Genomic DNA, 24224 nt, shown 5'->3' on the forward strand with positions numbered 1-24224 from the left:
CGGCCGTTTGCTCGCGAGCCTGAACAAGCAGGTGAACATTATTTACTAATAGGTGTTCACAAAACGGGTGTGGTGTGGTTCACTCCATAGGAACGTGTTCCAAAGGAGGTACCGTGTCCGCGCCGTCTCTGCCGTCTCTGCCGTCCATCGGTCACGATTTCGATTTCACCGACCCCGATCTGCTGTCGCAGCGTCTGCCCGTGGCCGAATGGGCGGAGCTGCGCCGCACCGCCCCGGTGTGGTGGGTCGACCAGCCCAACGGAGTGAGTGGATTCGACGACGGCGGCTACTGGGTCGTGAGCCGGCTCGACGACGTCAAGGAGATCTCGAAGAACTCCGAGGTCTTCTCCACCCAGGAGAACACCGCGGTGATCCGCTTCAACGGCGAGATCACCCGCGAGGAGATCGAGATCCAGCGAGCCATGCTGGTCAACACCGATCCGCCGGCGCACGACAAGCTGCGCCGGATCATCTCGCGCGGCTTCACCCCGCGCGCGGTGGAGAGCCTGCGGGCCGCGCTGCGCGAGCGGGCCGAGCGGATCGTGCACGAGGCGAAGAAGACCGGCGGCGGCGACTTCGTGCAGCGGGTCGCCTGTGAGCTGCCGCTGCAGGCCATCGCCGAACTGCTCGGCGTGCCGCAGGAGGATCGCGGCAAGCTGTTCGAGTGGTCCAACCAGATGATGGGCTACGACGACCCCGAGTACGCCGACAGCTACAAGATGGCCAACGCGCAGGTCATGGGCTACGCGTGGAACCTCGCCGAGGAGAAGCGCAAATGCCCGGCCGACGACATCGTCTCCCAGCTGCTCAACGCCGATATCGAGGGCGAGGCCCTGGGCTCGGAGGAGTTCGCCTGGTTCGTCATCCTGCTGGCCGTGGCCGGTAACGAGACCACCCGCAACGCCACCACCCACGGCATGAAGGCCTTCGTGGACAATCCGGCGCAGTGGGAGCGCTACAAGGCCGAGCGGCCGCGCACCGCGCCCGACGAGATCGTGCGCTGGGCGACCCCGGTCATCGCGTTCCAGCGAACCGCGTTGTCGGACACCGAAATCGGTGGTCAGGCCATCAAGAAGGGCCAGCGGGTCGGCCTGTTCTACTCCTCGGCGAACTTCGACGAGGAACGTTTCGACAAGCCGTTCGACTTCGACATCATGCGAAACCCGAACCCGCACGTGGGCTTCGGCGGCACCGGCACCCACTACTGCGTCGGCGCCAACCTGGCCCGGCTGCAGCTGGATCTGATCTTCAACGCCATCGCCGACGTGATGCCCAACCTGCGTGAGGTTTCCGAGCCGGTCCGGCTACGCTCGGGCTGGTTGAACGGAATCAAGAGCTGGCAGGTCGCCTACGAGTGAGCGCCGCGGCCGCTGGGGCAGCGCCCTCGGCGTCCCCGGTCTCCGGCGGCCCAGGACACAGTGTGCGCACCGGCCTCGACGTACCCGTGACGTCGGGGCCGGTGTGCATGCGACGAAGGACGACGCATGACAGCCGCACGACGGGGCCGGATGCCCGCGGTCAGCGACGCCGATATCCGGCGCGTGGCCCGCACGCTCCTGGTGGAGCAAGGACCCGAGGCGGTGACCCTGCGCGCCATCGCGCGTGAGTTGGGTATCACCGCACCCGCGTTGTATCGGTACTACGCCTCCCGCGACGACCTGGTGGGTGCGCTGCGCAGCGATATCTGCGCCGACCTGGCCCAGGAACTGGCCGAACAGGTGGCCGAGTTGCCCGAGGACGGGATGGTCCAGCTGTTCGCCATCTGCAAGGGTTTCCGGCAGTGGGCCCTGGCCCACGCCCACGAGTTCACGCTCGTCTTCGCCTCGCCGGCCGGGGGTTCGGCCAGCGCCATGCGGCAATTCGACGAACCGTTCGGCCGCATCTTCCTGGAGGCCGCAGGCCGGCTGCTGACCACCTACGACATCGTCACCCCGCCGACCGATGTGATCCCGCACGCGCTGCGCGAAGACCTCGTCGGATTCCAGACCGAATTGCTCGCCGTGCTCGCCGAATCGGGGCAGAAATTCCCGGCCGAGAAGCTGGACCTGGGTGTCACCTATCTGATGATCCAGTTCTGGGCCCGGCTGTACGGGCACGTCACCCTCGAAGTCTTCGGCAACTACCCGATGCCGGTGGGAAATCCGGATGCCCTGTTCGATGCGACGCTGGCCGATCTGGCCCGCTCCATCGGGTTCGCGGCCTGAGGCATCCCCTCGGACAAGCCCTCCTCCGGTCCGGGCCGCGAACCCGGCGGCCTCAGGTGAAGTCGTCGGGCCGTACCCCGGTGACCCGCCGCAGGATCCGCGGCCGGCGCAGCCACCGGGCGAACCACTCACCGAGCGTGATGCCGCCGCCGAGGGCGCAGCCGACCACCAGCGCGGCGAACATCTGATTCAGCCCGACCAGCAAATCGTCGTTGATCAGGGCGAACAGACCGCGATAGACCTTGAGACCGGGCAGCAGCGGAGTGATGCCCGCGATGGCGACGACCAGCGGGGGCGTCACCGCCCGGCGGGCGAGCAGACCACCGGCGAGACCGATCGCGGTCGCCGAGACCGCGGCGGCGATCACCGGACCGAAGCCCGCGTGCTGGACGAACAGGTAGCACACGGTGATGCCCGCACCACTGATGGCGGCGACGGCGAGGGCCCGGCGCTCGGCGTAACAGGCGAGCGCGAATGCCGCCGCCGCCACCGCACCGGCGGTGATCTTCAACGGCAGATTGGTGATGTCGTAGGACGGCGACATGTCGATCGGCGGCACCTGGGCGCCGAAGGCTTGGGCGCCGCGCAGTGCCACACCGACCCCGCCGATGATCGCGCCGGTCATGACCAGCACTTCCAGCATGCGGGCGGCGGCCGTGATCGGTGCGCCGGTGATCGCGTCCTCGACCGCACCGACGAGCTGTAAACCACTGAGCAGCACGGTGATTCCGGCCGCGACGATCAGGCTGGGATTGGTTTCCAACCCCTCGGCGAAGGTCTGCAGCAGTATCGCGGGCAGGGTCGCGATGATGCCGCCCATCATGTTCTGGAAGAAGAAGGGCAGGCCGCGCTTGTTCAGCGCGCGGTTGCATCGGTCGATCAGCAACGTCGTGGCGAAACTCACGGCCGCGACCAGCACGCCACCACCCAGCAACAGCGCGATGGAGGCCGCGAGCAGCGACCAGCCGAATGTGGCGACCCACCGGTTGTAGGGGTGCGGGGCGGTGGTGATCGCGTCGAGGGCGGCGTGCGCCTCCTGAGGCGGAACCACCTCGCGGCGGATCCGCCGGGTGAGGCGGTCGACGGCCGACAGGCGAGTGAAGTCCAGCGAGCGGTACTGCACCACCCGCATGGTGCTGGCGGGTGGCAGCGACGGGCCGCGATCGGCGGAGATACGAATGGAGTTGTAGGTCACGTCGATGTCGCATTGCGCCAAACCGTATGTCGCGGCGATGAATTCGACCTGTGTGCTGGTGTCGGTGACGGCGGTGCCCGAGGCGAGCACCACCTCGCCGACCCGCTCGGCCAGGTCGAGCACCTCGGTGACGGCGGCGTCGTCGGTGAGATCGATCGGCTTCAGCGGGGCCGGCGCCTCGACCACCGAGTCCACCGTGGCGCGCCGCTGGGCGACCAGCCGATCGGTTACCGCTCCCATCGCCCGATGCCACAACGAACTCGGCCGGGTTTCCGGCCCCGTGCGGACGAGTTCGGGCTCCAACTCATCTGTCACACAGGACACGGTAGCCGGAGTCGGCGGGCGGTCCGGGGTCAGCTCCCTCACCTCGCCGTGGGCGGCGAGCAGAGCAATCTGCTGGTTATCGCCGGTTCGTTCCGAGTCCCGCTACAGTCGATAACCATGGGCACCGATACCGCTACGGGCACCGAAGCAGCAGGTTCCGTGAGATCAGACTCCGCGCAGTCGGAGGCCGGGACACCGAGCACCGGGACAGCGAAGAACGGGAAGTCGACCGCCGATCATCTGCGGGCCGCGCTCGACGGCCCGTGGCGCGAGGTCCGGGAACAGGCACGAAGGCAACTGGCCGACGACCGGTTGTTCGGTGATCCCTACCTCGATTACCGCCAGGCTCGCGCGCGAGTACTCGATCAGATGCGCCTCATCGCCGAATTCGGTTATGCGGAAAAGGGTTTCAGCCTGGAGCACGGTGGGACCGGCGATCCCGGCGGAGCTGTCACCGGCCTGGAGATGCTCGCCTACACCGATCTGTCCCTGTGGGTGAAGGCCGGCGTGCAGTGGGGTCTGTTCGGCGGCGCGGTGGAGAATCTGGGCACCGACCGCCACACCGACATCGTCAAACGCCTGCTGTCACTGGATCTCCTCGGTTGTTTCGCGATGACCGAATCCGGGCATGGCAGCGATGTGGCGAATCTGGAAACCACCGCCACCTACGACCCGGCGACCGGTGAGTTCGTGGTGCACAGCCCCACCGCCTCCGCCCGCAAGGACTACATCGGCGGCGCTGCCGAGCACGCCCGGATGGCAGCGGTATTCGCCCAGCTGATCACTGGCGGCGAGAGCAGGGGCGTGCACTGCTTCCTCGTCCCCATCCGCGACGAGCAGGGCAACGATCTTCCCGGCGTGACCACGTCGGACTGCGGTCTCAAGGGCGGTCTGCCCGGCGTCGACAACGGTCGCATCGAATTCGACCACGTCCGGATCCCGCGGGAGAACCTGCTCAACCGCTACGCCGATGTCGACCCCGACGGGACCTATCGCTCCGATATCGAGAACCCGAGCCGCCGGTTCTTCACCACGCTGGGCACGCTGGTGCGTGGCCGGGTCAGTGTCGGTGGCGCGGCCGCCGCCGGCGCACGGGTGGCGTTGAGTATCGCGCTGCGCTACGGCGACAAGCGCCGTCAGTTCTCCGATCCGGACGACGGCAGCGAAACCCTGCTGCTGGACTATCGCAGCTATCAGCGCCGGCTGTTTCCACATGTCGCGCGCGCGTTCGCGCTGGCGTTCGCCCAGAACGATCTGGTGCGGCGCATGCACCTGGTGCAGACCGGGCAGAATCTGGACCCGCAGGCGCAGCGCGCGCTGGAGAAGCGGGCCGCCGGCCTGAAGGTCGCCCAGACCCGCCACGCCACCCGATCCATCCAGGAATGTCGCGAATGCTGCGGCGGCGCAGGCTATCTCACCGAGAACCGGCTGGTCACCCTGAAGGCCGACACCGACGTGTTCACCACCTTCGAAGGTGACAACGTGGTGTTGACCCAGCTGGTGGCCAAGGAACTGCTCACCGCCTACTCCGACGAGGTGCGCGATCTCGACGCCCTCGGCTGGGTGAGGTTCGCGGCCACCATGGCCCGCGACGTGGTGCGCGAGACCTCGGGTGTGCGCCAGCTCATCCAGCGCCTGCGCGACCGCTCCGACGACGGCGTCGACGAGGGCGATCTGTCCCGGCGTTCGGTGCAGCTGCAGCTGTTCGCCGACCGCGAGGACTATCTGACCCGCACCGCCGCGCACCGGCTGCGCGCGCGGGCCGAGGATACCGGTCCGTTCGAGGCGTTCAACAACGCGCAGGACCACATCCTCGCCGCTGGTGAGGCGCATATCGACCGGCTGGTGCTGGAGGCGTTCATCGAGGGCATCGCCGATATCGAGGATCCCGACGCGCGAGCGCTGGCCGACACCGTCTGCGATCTGTTCGTGTACTCCACCATCGAACAGAATCAAGCCTGGTACATCATGCACCGCTTCATGTCGGTGGATCGGGCCAAAGCGGTGCGCCGCGGTGTCAACGAACTCGTGGACCGGTTGCGGCCGCAGTCGGCCACACTCGTCGAAGCGCTCGGGGTGCCCGAGGCCATGCTGCGCGCGGCGATGCTCGACGACGCGAGCGTGCACCAGGGCGCGTGAACCCGTGCTCGATATCGGCGGACGGTGACGGTGGGGCGGTAACGGGCCGCGGCTATGGTCGACAGGTGCCCGCTCCACCGCCGGTCGCTCGATATCGAGCGCATGTCGTTGCCGCCGCTGTCACCCTGATCGGCCTGCTGGTCACCGTGACGGTTCCGCTGAGCTTCCCCACCGGCGGGGGCCCGACGGCGTTCGATCGCGCGATCGGCGATCGCGTGCACGAGGGATTGGACTCGCATCGCGGCGTCTACGACGCGCTGGTGGTGCCGAGCAACGCCTATATCGTGTTGCCGCTGTTGCTGATCGGTGTGCTCTACTGCGCCCGCCGGCGCGATTGGTGGGGTGCCGGATTTCTGGTGCTCGTCCTCGAGCTGGTGGTCGCGATCAACACCTGGGTGCTGAAACCGCTGTGGGACAGGCATTTACAGCACTATCTCGCCTATCCGAGTGGGCACACCGTCCAATTCGTCGCGATCGCAACAGGTTTGCTGCTCGTCGCCGCCACCGTGCGCCTGCGCCTGGTCATCGGCGTGGTCGCCGCACTCGCTCTGGCGGCCGTGGCGGTAGGCATGGTGGGCCTCGGCTACCACTATCCGACCGATGTGGTCGGCGGCACCGGGTTCGCCGTCGCGGCGGCGACCGCCTGCTGGTCGGTGACGACGACTCTGCGCATGCGGTTCGAGACCCGGTCGCTTCGTGCAGAGGCCGCCGACGAGACAGGTGCCGGCGGAGCGGCGGAGTCGGGCACGGATGCCGTAGGGGACACCGATCGCACGGCGGGCACACCGGCGGCCTGAGGAATGCCCGCGGCGGGCGCCGCCGGTCCGGCTCAGCCGGGACCGAAGTTCAGGACCAGCGAGATCACGAACCAGACCACCCAGGCAGCAGCGATAAGCATGCCGATCGCGAGCAGGATGCGCAGCACCGCCCGGCCGGGATCGATGCGGTCCGCCTCCTTCGGATACAGGTTCCACGGGCTGTACCAGGGCATCGTGATCGCGACGGGGCGCCCGTAGGACTGATCGGCGTGGGCCTGCTCCTCCAGGAACGCCTCCGCCTGCGCCTGTTGCGGGCCGCCGTACCACAGTGTGGTGTCCACCGGTCCGCCGAAACCCTCGGCGACGAGATCCTGCGGGGAGGGCAGATACGGCAGAATACCCAATCCGCGGAAGGTCAGCGCCACCTCGTTCACCGTCCACTGCGCCCGGCCCTGCGAGGTGAGCGCGGTCAGGCAATCGGCCAGCCGCCTCGGGTCGTCGCCGAGCACCACCTGCAAACCCGGGTCGTTCCACAGCTGGCGGATCGTCGGCTTCGCCCCGTGCGGCGGCACCACCACGACCACGCCCTGCACCACGCGCTGGCCCAGGCCGCGTTCGGCCAGCCAGTTCTGCAGGGCGTGGGTGTGCTCACGGGAGCGGTCCAGCGGTGTGCCGCGATCGCCGCCCTCGAAACTCACCACGTGCCCACCGACCCGCCACGGCCCGTTCAACGGGACCTCGAGGTCGCCGCTCACCCGCTCGACCAGGGCCTCGGCCTCGATCACCACACAGGTGGTCGGCGTCCAGATCACCGCATCGAACTGATGCAACCGATCGGCGTAGAACAGACTGCAGTTGACCGTTGCCACACCCTGTGGGTCACCCGGCCCCTTCCAGGTACGCAACCAGTCGATGAGGACCCGCTCGGCCAGGGTCCCGGCCGCGTTCTGCACTCGCACGAGCATTGGCGACCGCCCTTCCGTCGACACTCGGTACCGGAAAGCATAAGGGGCACTACGGGTCCGGGGGAGACTTCGACGCGCCGGTGTCGGCATATCGCGCGCCTTCGCCGCCCGGCGGGGCAGTGGCGACGGCGCCCGGTCTGCCGGCGGTCAGCGCTCGGCGGGCGCGGGATCGATCGGTGCGATGGGCAGCCGCAGCGCGCCCGGCGCGGTATCGGGCACGGTGGCGAAGTGGGGGGCGACCGGGTCGATGCGGCGGTAGCTCGCGCCGAGTTCCGGCCGCGGATCGGGTTCACCCTTGTTGGGCCAGAACGCCATCGCGCGTTCGGCCTGCGCGGTGATCGTCAGCGACGGGTTCACTCCGAGGTTCGCGGTGACCGCCGATCCGTCGGCGATATGCAGTCCGGGATGGCCGAATACGCGTTGGTACGGGTCCACCACACCGCTTTCGGGCCCTTCGCCGATCACGCAGCCGCCGATGTAGTGCGCGGTGGCGGGGATGTTGAACACGTCCATGACGAGGCCGTGCACGTCGCCGTCGACCTTCTCCCCGAACCGGCGGCCGATCTCGTGGGCCAGCGGAATCCAGGTCGGATTCGGTTGTCCGGTGCCCTGTCTGGTCTTCAGCTGTCCCCAGCGGCGGAACGAGGTCAGCGAATTGTCCAGCGACTGCATCACCAACAGGATCACCGACTTCTCCGAGGCGTGGCGGGCATTGAGGCTGCGTGCGAAGACCAGCGGGTGCAGCACGATGGCCAGCAGGAAGCGCAGGAACCGGAACGCGCCGCCGTCGACGATCGGCACCGACATCGGGAACAGCGCGTTCTGCCCCTTGCCGTAGTGGCAGACCTCGACGTGGGTGTCGGGTTCGGGATGGATCGAGGACGTGATGGCGATGCCCTCGGCGAAGTCGCGGCGCTGCCGGCTGACCACATTGAGAATCGCCTCGGAGTTGCTGCGGGTCAGCTCGCCCAGCCGGGGCGACAGGTTCGGCAGTACGTTGTCGTCACGCATCGTGTGCAACAGCTTCTGGGTGCCCAGCGCCGCGGCGGCGAAGACGACCTGTTCGGCGGTGAAAGTCTTGCGGCCCTTGCGAAGCCGGCGATCCGAACGCTGTGTCTCGATCGCGTAGCCGCCGCCCACCATCGGACGCACGCGCGTCGCCGTGGTCAGTTCGAACACTTTGGCACCGGCCTGTTCGGCGAGGTACAGGTAGTTGGTGGGGGTGGTGTTCTTGGCGTTGTGCGGGCAGCCGGTGAAGCAGCGCGCGCAGTGGATGCAGCCGCTGCGGCGCGGGCCTGCGCCGCCGAAGTAGGGGTCGTCGACCTCGACGCCGGGCTGCTCCTCGTTGAAGAACACGCCGACGTTGGTGGGGTGATAGGTATCACCTACGCCGAGATCGTCTGCGATGGAACGGATCGCCTCGTCGGCGGGCGTCACACGCGGATTGGGCGCTACCCCCAGCATCCGCTTGGCCTGGTCGTAATAGGGGGCCAGTTCGCTGCGCCAGTCGGCGATATGGGCCCACTGCTTGTCGGTGTAGAAGTTCGGCAGCGGTTCGTAGAGGGTGTTGCCGTAGATCAGCGAGCCGCCGCCCACACCGGCGGCGGAGAACACCGCGCACTTGCCGAGCACGCTGATCCGCTGCGGGCCGGTCAGGCCCAGGCGCGGCGCCCAGATCGACTTGCGCACATTCCAATTCGAGTTCGGAATGGACTCCGCGGGCCAGCGCCGGCCGGATTCCAGAACGGCCACCCGATAGCCCTTCTCGGTGAGGCGCAGTGCACTGACGCTGCCACCGAAGCCGGAGCCGATCACCACCACGTCGTAGTCGAAGTCGGGCATGTCTTCCTCTCGTCACCGCGTTCACAATGAAACGATTATCGACTCATTGCGTCACTCGCTAGTGTGCCATCCGGCCGGATGCGACCGGTAAACCTATCGTGCCGCCGCACCCGTCGCGGCGTGCCCGAATGGCGCGGCGGGATCGGTTCGGGTAAGCAACAGGCGTGAGCAACCGACCGACCGGCGGGTCCGGCCCCGACCATCAGGCCTCCGAGCGCTCGGAGCCCGCGCGCGAACCCGCGGACGCTGCGGGCGGCACGGACACCGACCGCATTCTCACCGTGCCGAACATATTGAGTGTGTTGCGGCTGATCGGCGTGCCGGTCTTCCTCTGGCTGCTGTTGGTCCTGCATGCCGACGGCTGGGCGTTCGCGCTGCTGGTCGCCAGTGGCGTCACCGACTACCTCGACGGAAAGCTGGCGCGGCTGCTCGATCAGTACTCGCGGCTCGGCGCCCTGCTGGACCCGTTGGTGGACCGGTTGTATCTCATCGCCACCGTGCTCGGCCTGCTGGTGCGCGGAATCCTGCCGTGGCCGTTCGTCGTCGTGCTGATCGGCCGCGACCTGATCCTGAGTACGACGCTGCCGATCTATCGCCGCCGCGACCTCGATCCGCCGGAGGTCATCTACCTCGGCAAGGCGGCCACCTTCGCGCTGATGTCAGCGTTGCCGTGGTTGCTGGCCGGCCAGATGGATTGGGCGGCGGCCGGTTTCGGCCGGGCCTTCGGCTGGGCGCTGCTGTGGTGGGGTACGGCGGTCTACGTGTGGACGGGCCTGCTGTATCTGCGTAAGGCCTTCGCCGTCGCGCGGACGATGCCCCCCGCGCGGTAGCGGACCATACCTGTTGCGCCGCGAGCAACTTCGCAGCGGGTGTGGCGATCCACCGTGTCGGCCCGGGTCGATAGAGTTGTGCCGAACGCCGGTCGGCCGACGCCTGTGAAAGGACGCCCCGTGAGAGGAATCAGCCTGTGACCAACCTTCCCGAGGACCTTCGCTACACCGAGGAACACGAGTGGGTGCAGCGGATCGCGCCGAACCGCGTGCGGGTCGGTATCACCGATTTCGCGCAGTCGCAGCTCGGTGATGTGGTGTTCGTGCAGCTGCCGGCAGTCGAGACCGTGGTGTCGGCCGGCGAGGCGATCGCCGAGGTCGAATCGACCAAGAGCGTCTCGGAGATCTACGCCCCGCTGAACGCGAAAGTCGTTGCGGCGAACGAAGATCTCGACTCCGAGCCGGAATCGGTGAACACCGATCCCTACGGTGACGGCTGGATGTTCGAGCTGCAGATCGACGACGCCGAGGCGCTCGATACCGCCCTCGGCGCACTGCTCGATGCCGCAGGTTACCAAGGAGTTATCGAGGGCTGAGTCAGCCTTCCCAGTTCTACCTGCACGGGTGTGGCCCAGCAGGGTACGGTCAATGCCAACAGATGTGCCGGCGGCCGGTGCCGGGAACTCTGCCGGAACTTGCCGGTGACACCTGACAGCGCGACAGCCGGTCGCGATGGGTGGCGACGGTGAGGGCAGTGCGCTCGGAATTGGCGCCGGATACCGGTACGGAAAATCGGTTCGAGGAGGAGAGCAAGGGTGAGCGAGAACAAAGACCCGGGATACGGGGAGAGCGCGGCCGAAACGACTTCGGTGTTCCGCGCTGACTTCCTCAACGAGGTCGACGCGTCGCGCTCCGGTGAGCAGACCGGCGAGCAGCCGGTGCAAGGGGTCGAGGGGCTGCCCGCGGGTGCCGCCCTGCTGGTGGTCAAGCGCGGTCCCAACGCGGGGTCGCGGTTCCTGTTGGATCAGCCCACCACGTCGGCGGGCCGTCACCCCGACAGCGACATCTTTCTCGACGATGTCACCGTGTCCCGTCGGCACGCGGAGTTCCGGCAGGACGAGGACACCTTCCAGGTCGTGGACGTGGGCAGCCTCAACGGCACCTACGTCAACCGCGAGCCGGTGGATTCCTCGGAGCTGCAGAACGGTGACGAGGTGCAGATCGGCAAGTTCCGGCTGGTCTTCCTGACCGGGCCGCGACCGCAGGTCAACGAGCCGAGCGCATAACGGCCGAGGCGGATTCCACTGATGACTGGCGCAGCGCAATGGACACGCGGAGGAATGTCGATCGGCTCCGTGCTGGACCTGCTGCGTCCGGATTTTCCGGACATCACCATTTCCAAGATCCGCTTCCTCGAGTCCGAGGGGCTGATCCGCCCGGAGCGCACGCCTTCGGGATATCGCAGATTCTCGGTCGCCGACGTCGAACGGCTGAAGTTCGTGCTGACCGCGCAGCGGGATCAGTATCTGCCGCTGAAGGTGATCAAGGAGCAGCTCGAAGCGATCGACCGCGGCGCGGCGACCCTGGGCGTGCGCGAGGCGCGGGCCCGGGCCGACGGCGCCGGTGCGGACGACTCGGGGCGTGCGCCCGAGTCCACCCACACGGTAGCCACCCCCGCGGCGCCCCGGCGGTTGGGTGTGGTGCCCGGCGAGGTGTCGCCGGACGAATTGCGCCTCGATCACGAAATGCGCGTCACGCGTGCCGATCTGCTGGAGCAGGCCGGGATAGATGAGAAATTTCTCACCGAACTGATTCGTGCCGGCCTGATCACGCCCGGCGCTGCCGGATTCTTCGACGCCGAGGCCGTCACCTTGGCCCGCACCGCCCAGGCGATGAGCGAATTCGGTTTGGAGGCACGGCATCTGCGGGCGTTCAAGCTGGCAGCGGACCGGGAGGCGGCGATGATCGCCCAGATCGCCGCGCCGATAGCCAAGAGTCGCGACGCCGATGCCCGGGCCCGCGCCGAGGAGACCGTACGCGAGTTGGCGGCGTTGTCGCTGACGCTGCATACCAGCTTGGTGAAGACGTCGGTGCGGGCTTCCCTCGGCGGCTGAATTCTTCGCCTAGACTCGGTGATACGGCCTGCCCAGCTGGGCTCGTGCGGGCGGCCGGCGAGTATGGGAGGCCAGTGCGATGAGTGAAATGCGTGTGATCGGCATCCGGGTCGAGCAGCCCCAGAACCAGCCCGTGTTGCTGCTGCGTGAAGAGTCGGGCGACCGTTATCTGCCCATTTGGATCGGTCAGGCCGAGGCGACCGCCATCGTGCTCGAGCAGGAGGGGGTGACCCCGATCCGGCCGCTGACCCACGACCTGATCAAGATCCTGATCCACGACCTCGGCCACACCTTGAAAGAGGTGCGAATCGTGGATTTGCAGGAGGGAACCTTCTACGCCGACCTCGTCTTCGACAACGACGTGCGGATCTCCGCACGTCCGTCGGATTCGATAGCTATCGCCTTGCGGGTCGGTTGCCCGATCTACGCGGAGGAACCGGTCCTCGAGGAAGCGGGGCTGGTGATGCCCGACGAACGCGAGGACGAGGTGGAGAAGTTCAAGGAGTTCCTGGAGTCGGTGTCTCCGGACGATTTCAAAGCCACCGACAGCTGAGCTGTCTTCGAAGGCACCGACAGCTGAGCTGTCTTCGAAGGCACCGACAGCTGAGCTGTCTCTGAAGGCACCGACGGCTGAGCGTCATCGGATCATCGGTGAACCGCATGTGGCGGTGAGGTGATCCCGACGGCGCTCTATACCTCACGTAGAGGGTGAGAAACACGCCGCACGCGGAGTTTGGCTCCATGCCCGTGCTGCCGAGACAATCGACAGAGTAGCCTCGACAGTTAGGCCGTTGTTCTTCTTCGGCGATGCAGTGAGGGAGTAGCAGTGGGAGACCGACCGCAGCAACCAGCACCCGACCCGCGGCCCACCGCGGTCGTGCAGCCAGGGCTGTTCCCTGACGACACGGTGCCCGACGAGCTGGTCGGTTACCGCGTTCCCAGCGCATGCCAGGTGGCCGGTATCACCTACCGCCAGCTCGACTACTGGGCCCGCACCGGGCTCGTCGTCCCCTCGATTCGCAGCGCCACCGGTTCCGGCAGCCAGCGTCTGTACTCCTTCAAGGACATCCTGGTTCTCAAGATCGTCAAGCGGCTGCTCGACGCCGGGATCTCGCTGCAGAACATCCGCATCGCCGTCGATCATCTGCGCAGCCGCGGGGTCGAGGATCTGGCCGGGATCACGCTGTTCTCCGACGGCACCACCGTCTACGAATGCTCCTCCCCGGAAGAGGTCGTCGATTTACTGCAGGGCGGTCAGGGCGTCTTCGGTATCGCTGTCAGCGGAGCCATGCGCGAGCTGACCGGCGCGATCGCCAACTTCCCGGCCGAACGCGCCGAAACCCACGAGGCGAGTGACCGGCCCGAGGACGAATTGGCCTACCGCCGCAAGGCGCGCGAGAACCGCAAGACCGGATAGTCGTCCCTCGTCGAATGTGACACAGCCGACTGCGCCCTGAGCTGGTCGGAAACATGGCGTTTACGGCGCACCGCTTAGACTGAGGGTGCGTCGCCGCCGTGCGGGAGAGTTCCGGGTTCGTCCCGGACGCCGAAGGAGCAGCACCTCCCCGTCAATCTCTCAGGCATCAGGGACCGTACGGAGTTCGACGCCTCTGGAAAGCGGCGGCCGCACACGATGCGGGCCGCCCGCCCATGGGGAAAGGGATCGCGCGCGACCCCGAATCTCTCAGGCGCCACGACAGAGGGGGAGGGCCGACAGTCGTCGACGGTGGCACCCGGGGTGCCGGTCGACCCGCCCGAGCCTTGGAGCTGCCGTGACCCGTAGTTTCGCCGACCGCCACATCGGACCCGACACCACCGAACTCGATCGGATCCTCGATACCGTCGGCGTGGGGTCGGTGGACGAACTCGCCGCGCGTGCCGTCCCCGCGAGCATTGTCGACGCCGCCGGCGAGACCGGCCTGGACGCGCTGCCGGCCGCGATCTCCGAACACGACGCACTCACCGAGCTCGCGGCGCTGGCACGTTCGAATACCGTCGCCACGTCGATGATCGGGCTCGGCTACTACGACACCCTGACCCCGCCGGTGCTGGTCCGCAACCTGCTGGAAAACCCCGCCTGGTACACCGCGTACACGCCGTATCAGCCCGAGATCAGCCAGGGCCGGCTCGAAGCGCTGCTGAACTTCCAGACCATGGTCTCCGATCTGACCGGCATGGAGGTGGCCAACGCCTCCATGCTGGACGAGGCCACCGCCGCGGCCGAGGCGATGACGCTGCTGCAGCGCGCCAACCGCAAGAGCACCTCCGCGCGCCTGCTGATCGATGCCGACCTGTTCCCGCAGACCCGAACCGTGCTGGCCACCCGGGCCGAACCGCTCGGCATCACGCTGGTCGAGGCGGATCTGAGTTCCGGCGAGCTGCCCGAGGGCGACTTCTTCGGCGTCGTCCTGCAGACGCCGGGCGCCTCCGGCCGGATCGCGGACCCGGCCGCGGTGATCGCCGCGGCGCACGCGCGGGGTGCGCTGGTCGCGGTCGGCGCCGATCTGCTGGCGCTGACGCTCATCGCCCCGCCCGGGGAGCAGGGCGCCGACGTGTGCTTCGGTACCACCCAGCGGTTCGGTGTCCCGCTCGGCTTCGGCGGTCCGCACGCCGGATATCTCGCGGTGCGCACCGCGCACGCCCGGCAACTGCCCGGTCGCCTGGTCGGCGTTTCGGTGGATGCCGACGGGGACCGCGCCTACCGGCTCGCGCTGCAGACCCGCGAACAGCACATCCGCCGCGAGAAGGCGACCTCGAACATCTGCACCGCGCAGGTGCTGCTGGCGATCGTGGCCGCGATGTATGCCTCCTACCACGGCGCCGACGGGCTGCGTGCGATCGCGCGGCGGGTGCACGGCCACGCCGAGCGGCTCGCCACCGGGCTCGGCGACGCGGTCGTGCACGAGCGTTTCTTCGACACTGTCCTGGTGTCGGTGCCCGGTGGCGCCGAGGCCGTGGTCGCGAAGGCGAAGGGGCGCGGTATCAACCTGCGCCTGGTCGACGCCGATCACGTGGCGGTGGCCTGCGACGAGGCGACCACCGAGGCCCAGGTGGCGATCGTGCTGGAATGCTTCGGCGCCGACGGCGTGCCGGAGATGGCCGCACTGCCCTCGATCGAGACCCGGACCTCGGCCTATCTGACCCATCCGGCGTTCACCCGTTATCACACCGAAACCGCGATGCTGCGGTATCTGCGGCAGCTGTCGGACAAGGATATCGCCCTGGACCGCAGCATGATTCCGCTCGGTTCGTGCACCATGAAGCTCAACGCCACCGCCGAGATGGAGCCCATCACCTGGCCCGGTTTCGCGCGCCTGCACCCGTACGCGCCGCTGGAGGACGCGCCCGGCATGTTGCGGGTGATCGAGGATCTGGAGCACTGGCTGGCCGCGGTCACCGGGTACGACCGGGTGAGCCTGCAGCCCAACGCCGGCAGTCAGGGCGAGTACGCGGGGTTGCTCGCGATCCGCCGCTATCACCTCGACCGCGGCGACACCCACCGCGACACCTGCCTGATCCCCTCGAGTGCGCACGGCACCAACGCCGCATCGGCGGCGATGGCCGGGCTGCGGGTGGAGGTCGTGAAATGCCGGGACAACGGCGATGTCGATCTCGACGATCTGCGTGCCAAGATCGCCGACCACGCCGACCGGCTGGCCTGCATCATGATCACCTATCCGTCCACCCACGGCGTGTACGAGCACGAGGTGGCCGAGTTGTGCGCACTCGTGCACGATGCGGGCGGACAGGTGTACGTCGACGGCGCGAATCTGAATGCCCTTGTGGGACTTGCCCGTCCGGGTCGATTCGGCGGTGACGTCTCGCATCTGAACCTGCACAAGACCTTCTGCATCCCGCACGGCGGCGGCGGTCCCGGCGTGGGCCCGGTCGCGGTGCGCGAACATCTGGCGCCCTACCTGCCGGGCGATCCGCTGCAGCCGGATTCGCACGCGGTGTCCGCGGCGCGGTACGGGTCGGCCTCGATCCTGCCGATCACCTGGGCCTATATTCGGATGATGGGCGCCGACGGCCTGCGCCGGGCCACCCTGACCGCGATCGCCTCGGCCAATTACCTTGCGCGGCGGCTGGATTCGCATTTCCCGGTGCTCTACACCGGGGAGAACGGCATGGTCGCCCACGAGTGCATCCTTGATCTGCGCGAGATCACCAAGCGCACCGGCGTGACCGTCGACGATGTGGCGAAGCGCCTGGCCGACTACGGATTCCACGCCCCGACCATGAGTTTCCCGGTCGCCGGGACGCTGATGGTCGAGCCCACCGAAAGTGAGAACCTCGAAGAGCTCGACGCCTTCGCCGATGCGATGATCGCGATCAAGGGCGAGATCGACGAGGTTGCCGCCGGCACCTGGCCGATCGAGCAGAGCCCGCTGCGCGGCGCACCGCATACCGCCGCTGCCCTCGTCGGCGACTGGAACTATCCCTACAGCCGGGAGACCGCCGTCTACCCGCTGGGTGTGCACTCCGGCCGGGCCAAGGTGTGGCCGGCGGTCCGGCGCATCGACGGAGCCTTCGGTGACCGCAATCTGGTGTGCTCGTGCCCCTCGCTCGAGGCGTACACCGACTGAGTACGGGCCGAGCGCGGGCGGTCACGCTCCGGCGGCGACCGCCCGCGCGTAGGCCTCGGCGAGGCGTTCGGTGGCGGTCGGCTTGCCGGTATCCGGGCGCGCGATGCCAAGGTGGCGTTCGCGCAGTTCGTCCATGAATTCCGCCCACAGTTGCGGGCCGCCGGCCTCGAGTAGTTCCGCGCGGACGCGTAGTTCGGGGGTCGTCGGACGGTGCCGCAGGGCCCAGGAGGCGAGGGCGCCCAGGACCCGGAACCAGCTGGATCGCGGGTTCGGTGAGGCTGTAGGTGGCTCGCTGTCCGCGGCGGACAGCGCTACGGCGTGGTCAGTGCGTGGTTGACGGCGGTGCCGAAGCTCATGTCGTCGGAGGTGCTGACCTTGGTGTAGGTGCCGCCGGTCTTCTGGGCCAGATTCTGCAAAGCCTGGGCGCCCTGGCCGCCCACGACGATCACGTCCACCCGCACCGGATGCGCGGCATCGGCGGCGCCGGTGATATCGGCGATCAGTTGGTCCCCGGTCACCGAGGAATTGTCGTTGGGGCCGCCGGTGATGAGCAGGACCGAATTCGTCTTTCCCGGGGAATAGTTCTTCACCGCGCTGCGATAGGCGGCCTCGAGCGAGGGGTAAGTGCGGTCGGTGCTCGAACCGGCGAGCGTGACATTGCCCAGGGCCGTGGACAATTCGGTGCGGTGCTGCGGCGTGAGTGCCTGGGTGGGCGCGACCATCCGGTAGGGATTGCCGTCGGTCAATTGGTTGGCGTAGATCCAGGCGCCGGCACCGAAATCCGGCGGCATGGTGTCGAGGGTCGACTGGACCGCGGCGAGCGTGTTGTTCAACCGTGACATCGAACCGTCGTTGGGAGCCATCGCCGCCGAGGTGTCGATGAGAATCGTGGCCTGTACGCCCAGCACCGGATGGGCGAGCACCGACTGCACCCGATCGAGGACCGACTTCGCCGGCACCGCGGCGGGTGTGGCGGCCGCGGCGTCGAATCCGTTGTCGGTGAACAGCTTCTGTTGTTCGGGGGCACGCAGGAAGTCGGCGAACATGCCGGCCGCGAGGTTCTGGGTCTTGTCGACCCAGCTTCCGGTGAGCATCGCGGCGGGGTGATCGGCGGCCGGCGCGGCACCGGTCGGATGGAGCAGCGCGACGCTCGGCCGAGCCTTGGCTTGCTGCTCGGTAACTGCTACGGCATGGATAGGAGAGTTGGGACCTTGTGCGGAATCGGCGACCGCCGCCAGCGCGGAGGCGGTGTCACCGGATTCCGGTGCGTCGGCGGCCAATCCGGAGATGGCGGCGACGACCTGACCGGACGCGGCGGACTCATCGGTCAGCGGATCGGAGCCGGAGACGGCTGACCCGACCGCCACCGCGGCGGCCAGCGAATCGTCACCCGGGGGCATCGCCATCCGCAGCGGACCCCACTTGCCGAGGCCGATATCGCCGAGCGACCCGCGCTGCAGCCGCGCCAGATCCGACCAGCTGAGGTTGGCCTTTTCCATCGCTTGCGCCAGGGGGCCGGGCGCGGCCACCGCGATCGGGCTGACGGCGATCGAGGCGGGCGTGCCCTGGACCAGTCCTGGCACCCGCATCTGCTCGACCGCGCGCGAAGAACTCGGAATCCAGAGACCGGGTTGCGGGCCCAGCTTGGCGTCCCAGTTCGGTGCGGTGAGCCCGGCCACCATCGCGGCGGTGGTCCGTTCGGTGACGGAGACCTTCGCGCAGTGGTCGCGCACCTGGGGGTGTGTGGCGTTGTAGCGATCGGCGGCGGCGCGCACGGGAGCGGCGATATCGGGATCGACGGTGACGGCAAGGGTCACCGGGCCCTCGATGCACTGGCCGGCGGCGCTGCGGTTCTCCGATGCCGAACGATTGCTGAGCCAGAACCAACCGACGACCGCCACGATCAGCAGCAGGACCGCTACCACGGTGATAACCAAACCTTTGCTGACGCCCCGTGATCCGTCCGCGCTGCGATGTGTGCCCACGATTTTCCAGTGTATGGTCACGCGAAAACCGGCGCTTGACCAGGATCGGTCGAGCGCCGGGCGCTCGGATCGTGCGAGTGGCGTGGACCACTCGCACGTGGCGTTCTCAGTCGCGGATCAGCGTGCCGCGGTCGAATTCGTGACCGCCCCACACACCGGACTGGCCGGTGGTGGCCGCGAACTCCGCGCACTGCCGGCGAATGGGGCAGCCGGCGCAGATTCCGCGCGCGTAGTCGAAGTCCTGCGACGGGTACGGGAACCAGGCATCGTGGTTCGGGTCACCCTTGCATGCGGCCTGTTCCCAGCTCTGTGTATCCGAGACCGGGAGCAGATCCACCAGGGTGAGTGCCGGAGCCGTAGTTGTCATATCGGATCCCTCCTTCCTCGGGATATGCGGGTGTTCAGTGTGCACGGGCGGCTGTTCACTGTGCGCCGGTGGCTGTTCATTGTGTGCCGGTGGTGACGAGGTCCTTCCAGATCCGCCGCTGCCGCCGCTGCATGTCGGTGGGCGCCCTGGGTTCCCAGAGCAGTCGCATCCCGGCCTCGTCCGGGGTGCGGTCGGCCTTGCGGGTGTTGCACGGTCCGCAGGCGGCGATCAGGTTGTTCCAGGTGTTGGGTCCGCCCCGGCTGCGGGGGCGGATGTGATCGACGGTGCGCGCCCAGCCGGCGCAGTATCCGCACCGATGACGGTCCCGCCGCAGCACGCCCGCGAGGGTGGCCCGACTCTCGTCGTGCACGAGCACGCTGTGCTCGAGGTAGACGTAGCGCAGCAGCCGAATCGTCTGCGGCAGAGCGATTTCCAGATGCTTGGAGCGAATCGGGAAATGCGGTTGCCGCTCGGCCACGGTCTCGGCGGTACCGCTGATCACCAGCACCACCGCGCGATCGGCGCCGATATCGGTCAGCGCCTCGTAGGAGGCGTTGAGGACCAGTACCGGTGCGTGTATCCAGTTGTCGGGAGCGAGGGGTCTTTCGGCGTGACGAGACAGCATGGGAGTCACCATGTTTCGTGAAAGGCGGAACGAGAGGGAAGACGGGGAGTCGGTCAGGCCTGCTGGAAGAGGGGGCCGGATTTCCGATCGGCGTGCCGCAGAATGTGCTGCGACAGCTCGATACCGGTCGAAAGACGCTGCCCGGCAGGACTGTTCATCTCGTCGCGCATATTCTTCGGATACATCGGCCACCTCCTCCTTCCCGTTACTCGTCGAGTGGCCCTGCCGTGCCGGCGGGACCGGTTGATCATCGCTGTCATGGTGACACAGCGTTACCGCCGTTGTCGGGTCATTTTTTTCGCTGCCGCAGACGATCCGGCGGCGCGTTAAACCCCCTGGTGCGGTGATTACAGCACCGGTGGTACTCGAACTATTCCCGTCGCGGCCAACAGCGGGTGTGCGCTCGGCCACGGACCGCCCGGCCTGCCGATGCGGTGCATGAAGGTTCCCGCACCGGTCTCGCCGAAGTCGGCGGCGTCGGCCTGCGACTTCCATCCCATCGCACACAGATCGCCGACGACAACCTGATGCCCGGCGCTCCGAAGGTGTCGCACCGCAACATCTTTGAGAGATCCGGTGAGCGAATCGGTTCGGGATGCGCATAGACGATCAGAATTCGCAAATGTGGCGACAACGGTCCGATACCACCCCGCATTCCCGCACCCCAACACCGGGCGGAGAGGGCCGGACGCGACGCAGCCCCGGTCGCATGATGCGACCGGGGCTGCGACGTCGGACGTTCGCCGCGACGGGGTCGCGACGAGTGCCGGATCAGCCCTTCGCGGCGAGCGCCTTCGCCTCACGGCGGCGGCGGTGCAGGATGGGCTCGGTGTAGCCGTTGGGCTGGCGGGTGCCTTCCAGGATCAGTTCCTTGGCGGCCTGGAAGGCGACGCTGCCGGCGAAGTCGGGGGCCATGGGCTTGTAGGCGGCGTCGCCGGCGTTCTGCCGGTCCACGACGGGCGCCATCCGCTCCAGGCTTTCGACGATCTGCTCCGCGGTGACGATGCCGTGGCGCAGCCAGTTCGCCATCAGCTGGCTCGAAATGCGCAGGGTCGCACGGTCTTCCATGAGCGCGACATCGTTGATGTCGGGCACCTTGGAGCAGCCGACGCCCTGATCGATCCAGCGGACCACGTAGCCCAGGATGGACTGCGAGTTGTTGTCCAACTCGTTGCGGATCTCCTCGGCCGACCAGTCGGTGTCGGCGGCCAGCGGGATCTCCAGGATCTGGTCGACGGTGGCGCGCGGGCCGCCCTTGGCGATCTCGGCCTGCCGCTTGAACACGTCCACCAGGTGGTAGTGGGTAGCGTGCAGGGTGGCGGCGGTCGGGGAGGGCACCCAGGCGGTGGTGGCGCCGGCGCGCGGGTGGCCGATCTTCTGCTCGAGCATGTCGTGCATCAGATCCGGCATGGCCCACATGCCCTTACCGATCTGCGCCTTGTGCGGCAGGCCGGTGGTCAGGCCCGTGTCGACGTTCCAGTCCTCGTAGGCCAGGATCCACTGCTGCTTCTTCATCTCGGCCTTGCGGATCATCGCGCCGGCCTCCATGGAGGTGTGGATCTCGTCGCCGGTGCGGTCCAGGAAGCCGGTGTTGATGAACACCACGCGGTCCTTCGCGGCCGCGATGCAGGCCTTGAGGTTGACCGTGGTGCGGCGTTCCTCGTCCATGATGCCGACCTTGAGAGTGTTGCGGGGCAGCCCCAGCACATCTTCGACACGGCCGAACAGCTCGTTGGCGAAGGCGACCTCGTCGGGGCCGTGCATCTTCGGCTTCACGATGTAGACCGAACCCGTGCGCGAGTTGCTGACCTTGGCGTTGCCGTTGAGCGAGTGGACCGCGATCAGCGAGGTGATCAGGCCGTCGAGGATGCCCTCGGGCACCTCGTTGCCCGCCGCGTCGAGGATCGCGTCGGAGGTCATCAGGTGGCCCACGTTGCGGACGAACAGCAGCGAGCGGCCGTGCAGGACCACGTCGTTGCCGTCGAGGCCGGTGTACACGCGGTCCGGGTTCATGGTGCGGGTGAAGGTCTTGCCGCCCTTGCTGACCTCTTCGGCCAGATCGCCCTTCATCAGGCCCAGCCAGTTGTGGTAGCAGAGCACCTTGTCCTCGGCGTCGACCGCGGCGACCGAGTCCTCGAAGTCCATGATCGTGGTGACCGCGGACTCGAGCACGACGTCCTTGACGCCCGCGTCGTCGGTCTTGCCGATCGGCGATTCCGGGTCGATCTGGATGTCGATGTGCAAACCGTTGTGGCGCAGCAGGATCGAGCTCGGCGCGGACGGGTCGCCCAGGTAGCCGACCAGGGCCGAGGAATCGGCCAGCCCGATGTCGGTGCCGTCCTCGAGGGTGACCTCGAGTTCACCGTCGACGATCTTGTATGCCTTCGAGCCGACGTGCGAGCCGGTGATCAGCGGCACCGCGTCATCGAGGAAGTTGCGCGCCCACTCGATGACCTTGTCGCCGCGGACCTTGTTGTAGCTGGTGCCCTTCTCCGCGCCGCCCGCCTCGGAGATGGCGTCGGTGCCGTAGAGCGCGTCGTAGAGCGAGCCCCAGCGCGCGTTGGCGGCGTTGATGGCGAAGCGCGCGTTGCTCACCGGCACGACCAGCTGCGGACCGGCGGTGGTGGCGATCTCGTCGTCGACGTTCTGGGTGCCGATCGCGAAATCGGCGGGCTCCTCGCGCAGGTAGCCGATCTCGGCGAGGAACTTCTTGTAGGCGGCCTTGTCGTAGCCGGTGCCCGGGTTCTCGGCGTGCCAGGCATCCAACTTGCCCTGGATCTCGTCGCGTTCGGCCAGCAGGGCGCGGTTGCGGGGAGCGAGGTCGTTGATGACGCTCTCCGCACCGGTCCAGAACGCGGCGGAATCTACGCCGGAGCCGGGGAGCGCCTCGTTCTCCACGAAATCGTGAAGAACCTTGGCCACCTGGAGCCCGCCGACCTGAATCCGCTCTGTCATCTACTGCCTCATTTCGAGAAAGCCGGATGGAAAAAGTACGCCTGTCATGTTACCCATGGGTAGTTACGTGGTCGCGGTCGGCATCGATCGAGCAGGCCCGATTGTATCGTGGGCCACAACTGCGGTCGGCTGCCCTGGGTCGCCTCCGGCCCGGGAACCCGGCGGTGCCCGTAGGCGCCGCGGTTGCCGGTCCGGAGAGGGGTGACCTCGCCGGCACGTTTCCGTGGAGCCGGCGTAATGGGGGGCGGGTTCCGGATCGATTACGCCGTTCGGGCGAGCGGCGCGGGTTCGTGCGCCGGATGCGAAAGGCGTGCGGGCCGGGGGAGTGTCGCCAGGAGTAGTCCGCCCACGGCCCAGCAGCTCAGCACCACGAGTGCCGCTGCCGAGCCCGAGCCGCCGAAATAGGCGGTCGAGCGCAGCGCGGTGGCGGCCGCCCCGGGTGGGAGCAGGGTGCCCAGGGTGCCCCAGCCGGTCGGCAGCAGTTCCGGTGCGGACATGGCGCCGGAGAGTGGAATGCCCAGTGCGACAAAGGTTGCCGCGCCCAAGCCGAGCCCGGCGAGTCCGAGCACGGCGCGCAGGCCGAGCAGTGCGAGTGTGGTCGCGCCGATTGCCAGGGCGACGACTCCCGCGTTGGCGAGGTAATTTCCGGTCAGCACGTCGAGCCAGGTCTGCAGTACGGCGGTGACGGCGAATCCGGCGATGAGTGCGACGGCCACGGCCGCGCCGATCCGGGCGCTGCGGCCCAGCGTCAGCAGTGACAGGGCGCCGCCGGCCAACAGGCCGCCGATGACCATGGGGACCAGGGTGAGGCCGAATACCGCGCCGTGCGGGTCGGCGGCCGGTGTTGCGACCACATCGGTGACCACTGGAGTCGGCGAAAGCTGTTGCGGTATCGAGCTGGTGGGCGCGGGTTGGCCCGCGGCAGGACTACCGGGCTGTTGCGACTGCCCGGAATTCGTCTGCGGCGCAGCGGTTTGCATTCGTTGGCTCATGCTCCGGGCGGCTTCGCTCAGGGCTTGGGCGACCGCCGGACCGGCTGCCGAGGCGGTCAGTACCTCCGGTCCGTTCGCGCCGATCACGATGGCGCCGTAGATATCGCGATCCTCGATGGCCTGAACGGCCATCGTGCGGTCGGGGTATGTCGTCGTATCGATCGCCGAATTGCCGAGGGTGCCGAGCCCCTGGCGTACCTGTTCGATGGCGGGGGCTGGACCGGCCACGCCGACCGGGAGGTGGCGTGGGGACAGGTTGCTGGTCGGCCAGGCGAAGGCCGTGACCAGCACGGTGATCAGGGCGGACAGGGCCAGAACCGGTCCGAGAACGGTGGCGGGCGACGGTCGCATCGCAACTCCAAAGAGAAGGAACGTTCTTTTTGTAACTCCGACCATGCGCCCG

21 protein-coding genes and 1 riboswitch are annotated in these 24224 nt (G+C 67.8%); of the genes, 11 read left to right on the forward strand and 10 right to left on the reverse strand.

Annotation, left to right across the window (positions count from 1 at the left end):
• The first annotated feature begins 113 nt into the window (after positions 1-113).
• Positions 114-1358 (forward strand): cytochrome P450, encoded by a 1245-nt coding sequence (locus tag C5E41_RS03075; RefSeq protein WP_308706022.1) that lies wholly within the window; start codon positions 114-116, stop codon positions 1356-1358.
• A 126-nt stretch (positions 1359-1484) separates the two neighbouring features.
• Positions 1485-2204 (forward strand): TetR/AcrR family transcriptional regulator, encoded by a 720-nt coding sequence (locus tag C5E41_RS03080; protein ID WP_063013819.1) that lies wholly within the window; start codon positions 1485-1487, stop codon positions 2202-2204.
• A 52-nt stretch (positions 2205-2256) separates the two neighbouring features.
• On the opposite strand, the gene C5E41_RS03085 is transcribed toward C5E41_RS03080, so the two are convergent.
• Positions 2257-3639: a threonine/serine ThrE exporter family protein gene (locus C5E41_RS03085; protein WP_104374319.1), complete on the reverse strand. Its 1383-nt coding sequence runs from the start codon at positions 3637-3639 to the stop codon at positions 2257-2259.
• Between the two features lie 201 nt (positions 3640-3840).
• Between C5E41_RS03085 and C5E41_RS03090 the strand changes: the two genes are divergently transcribed.
• Entirely contained in the window at positions 3841-5862 is a 2022-nt protein-coding gene (locus C5E41_RS03090; RefSeq protein ID WP_104374519.1) for an acyl-CoA dehydrogenase family protein, read from the forward strand.
• Between the two features lie 65 nt (positions 5863-5927).
• The gene (locus C5E41_RS03095; protein WP_258080703.1) at positions 5928-6659 is read left to right on the forward strand and encodes a phosphatase PAP2 family protein; all 732 of its coding nucleotides are present in this window, start codon (positions 5928-5930) and stop codon (positions 6657-6659) included.
• A gap of 32 nt (positions 6660-6691) precedes the next feature.
• On the opposite strand, the gene C5E41_RS03100 is transcribed toward C5E41_RS03095, so the two are convergent.
• Entirely contained in the window at positions 6692-7585 is an 894-nt protein-coding gene (locus tag C5E41_RS03100) for a nuclease-related domain-containing protein (protein ID WP_104374320.1), read from the reverse strand.
• Between the two features lie 147 nt (positions 7586-7732).
• Positions 7733-9427: an FAD-dependent oxidoreductase gene (locus C5E41_RS03105; RefSeq protein ID WP_104374321.1), complete on the reverse strand. Its 1695-nt coding sequence runs from the start codon at positions 9425-9427 to the stop codon at positions 7733-7735.
• Positions 9428-9591: 164 nt separating this feature from the next.
• Here C5E41_RS03105 and C5E41_RS03110 point away from each other — a divergent pair, with 164 nt between their 5' ends.
• From C5E41_RS03110 to gcvP, 7 genes are all read left to right on the forward strand, one after another.
• Positions 9592-10257, forward strand: coding sequence for a CDP-alcohol phosphatidyltransferase family protein (locus tag C5E41_RS03110; protein WP_104374322.1), 666 nt, complete (start codon positions 9592-9594; stop codon positions 10255-10257).
• A 137-nt stretch (positions 10258-10394) separates the two neighbouring features.
• On the forward strand, positions 10395-10793 hold the full coding sequence (gene gcvH, locus C5E41_RS03115) for a glycine cleavage system protein GcvH (protein ID WP_104374323.1): 399 nt from the start codon (positions 10395-10397) through the stop codon (positions 10791-10793).
• A gap of 219 nt (positions 10794-11012) precedes the next feature.
• Positions 11013-11483, forward strand: coding sequence for an oxoglutarate dehydrogenase inhibitor Odhl (gene odhI, locus C5E41_RS03120; RefSeq protein WP_036500944.1), 471 nt, complete (start codon positions 11013-11015; stop codon positions 11481-11483).
• A gap of 54 nt (positions 11484-11537) precedes the next feature.
• A complete protein-coding gene (ftsR, locus tag C5E41_RS03125) occupies positions 11538-12311 on the forward strand; it encodes a transcriptional regulator FtsR (RefSeq protein WP_104374324.1) in 774 nt (257 codons plus the stop codon).
• A gap of 79 nt (positions 12312-12390) precedes the next feature.
• Positions 12391-12864 (forward strand): bifunctional nuclease family protein, encoded by a 474-nt coding sequence (locus tag C5E41_RS03130; RefSeq protein WP_030517724.1) that lies wholly within the window; start codon positions 12391-12393, stop codon positions 12862-12864.
• 273 nt (positions 12865-13137) lie between these two features.
• Entirely contained in the window at positions 13138-13728 is a 591-nt protein-coding gene (locus C5E41_RS03135; protein WP_051024556.1) for a MerR family transcriptional regulator, read from the forward strand.
• A 91-nt stretch (positions 13729-13819) separates the two neighbouring features.
• Positions 13820-13914, forward strand: a riboswitch (glycine riboswitch).
• 169 nt (positions 13915-14083) lie between these two features.
• On the forward strand, positions 14084-16897 hold the full coding sequence (gcvP, locus tag C5E41_RS03140; RefSeq protein WP_104374325.1) for an aminomethyl-transferring glycine dehydrogenase: 2814 nt from the start codon (positions 14084-14086) through the stop codon (positions 16895-16897).
• Positions 16898-17208: 311 nt separating this feature from the next.
• On the opposite strand, the gene C5E41_RS03150 is transcribed toward gcvP, so the two are convergent.
• The 7 genes from C5E41_RS03150 to C5E41_RS03175 all read right to left on the reverse strand — a co-directional run bounded on the left by C5E41_RS03150 (position 17209) and on the right by C5E41_RS03175 (position 24172).
• Entirely contained in the window at positions 17209-18882 is a 1674-nt protein-coding gene (locus C5E41_RS03150; RefSeq protein WP_181063075.1) for a substrate-binding domain-containing protein, read from the reverse strand.
• Between the two features lie 106 nt (positions 18883-18988).
• The gene (locus tag C5E41_RS03155) at positions 18989-19249 is read right to left on the reverse strand and encodes a WhiB family transcriptional regulator (RefSeq protein WP_104374326.1); all 261 of its coding nucleotides are present in this window, start codon (positions 19247-19249) and stop codon (positions 18989-18991) included.
• A gap of 76 nt (positions 19250-19325) precedes the next feature.
• Positions 19326-19874 (reverse strand): HNH endonuclease, encoded by a 549-nt coding sequence (locus C5E41_RS03160; protein ID WP_104374522.1) that lies wholly within the window; start codon positions 19872-19874, stop codon positions 19326-19328.
• A gap of 53 nt (positions 19875-19927) precedes the next feature.
• Entirely contained in the window at positions 19928-20059 is a 132-nt protein-coding gene (locus C5E41_RS34765) for a hypothetical protein (protein ID WP_258080704.1), read from the reverse strand.
• Between the two features lie 162 nt (positions 20060-20221).
• Positions 20222-20428: a hypothetical protein gene (locus C5E41_RS36105; protein ID WP_219823083.1), complete on the reverse strand. Its 207-nt coding sequence runs from the start codon at positions 20426-20428 to the stop codon at positions 20222-20224.
• 217 nt (positions 20429-20645) lie between these two features.
• Complete coding sequence (locus C5E41_RS03170; RefSeq protein ID WP_104374327.1) at positions 20646-22829, reverse strand: malate synthase G; 2184 nt, start codon at positions 22827-22829, stop codon at positions 20646-20648.
• A 260-nt stretch (positions 22830-23089) separates the two neighbouring features.
• A complete protein-coding gene (locus tag C5E41_RS03175; RefSeq protein ID WP_104374328.1) occupies positions 23090-24172 on the reverse strand; it encodes a hypothetical protein in 1083 nt (360 codons plus the stop codon).
• Positions 24173-24224 lie beyond the last annotated feature (52 nt).

The sequence above is a fragment of the Nocardia nova genome (assembly GCF_002933465.1).
Classification (GTDB): domain Bacteria; phylum Actinomycetota; class Actinomycetes; order Mycobacteriales; family Mycobacteriaceae; genus Nocardia; species Nocardia nova_B.

Bases quoted from the DNA above. Each gene is read 5' to 3' on its own strand.
- C5E41_RS03080 (WP_063013819.1), top strand. From the start codon at position 1,485: ATGACAGCCGCACGACGGGGCCGGATGCCCGCGGTCAGCGACGCCGAT.
- C5E41_RS03085 (WP_104374319.1), bottom strand. From the start codon at position 3,639: ATGGGAGCGGTAACCGATCGGCTGGTCGCCCAGCGGCGCGCCACGGTG.
- C5E41_RS03090 (WP_104374519.1), top strand. From the start codon at position 3,841: ATGGGCACCGATACCGCTACGGGCACCGAAGCAGCAGGTTCCGTGAGA.
- C5E41_RS03100 (WP_104374320.1), bottom strand. From the start codon at position 7,585: ATGCTCGTGCGAGTGCAGAACGCGGCCGGGACCCTGGCCGAGCGGGTC.
- C5E41_RS03105 (WP_104374321.1), bottom strand. From the start codon at position 9,427: ATGCCCGACTTCGACTACGACGTGGTGGTGATCGGCTCCGGCTTCGGT.
- ftsR (WP_104374324.1), top strand. From the start codon at position 11,538: ATGTCGATCGGCTCCGTGCTGGACCTGCTGCGTCCGGATTTTCCGGAC.
- C5E41_RS03130 (WP_030517724.1), top strand. From the start codon at position 12,391: ATGAGTGAAATGCGTGTGATCGGCATCCGGGTCGAGCAGCCCCAGAAC.
- C5E41_RS03155 (WP_104374326.1), bottom strand. From the start codon at position 19,249: ATGACAACTACGGCTCCGGCACTCACCCTGGTGGATCTGCTCCCGGTC.
- C5E41_RS03160 (WP_104374522.1), bottom strand. From the start codon at position 19,874: ATGCTGTCTCGTCACGCCGAAAGACCCCTCGCTCCCGACAACTGGATA.
- C5E41_RS34765 (WP_258080704.1), bottom strand. From the start codon at position 20,059: ATGTATCCGAAGAATATGCGCGACGAGATGAACAGTCCTGCCGGGCAG.
- C5E41_RS03170 (WP_104374327.1), bottom strand. From the start codon at position 22,829: ATGACAGAGCGGATTCAGGTCGGCGGGCTCCAGGTGGCCAAGGTTCTT.
- C5E41_RS03175 (WP_104374328.1), bottom strand. From the start codon at position 24,172: ATGCGACCGTCGCCCGCCACCGTTCTCGGACCGGTTCTGGCCCTGTCC.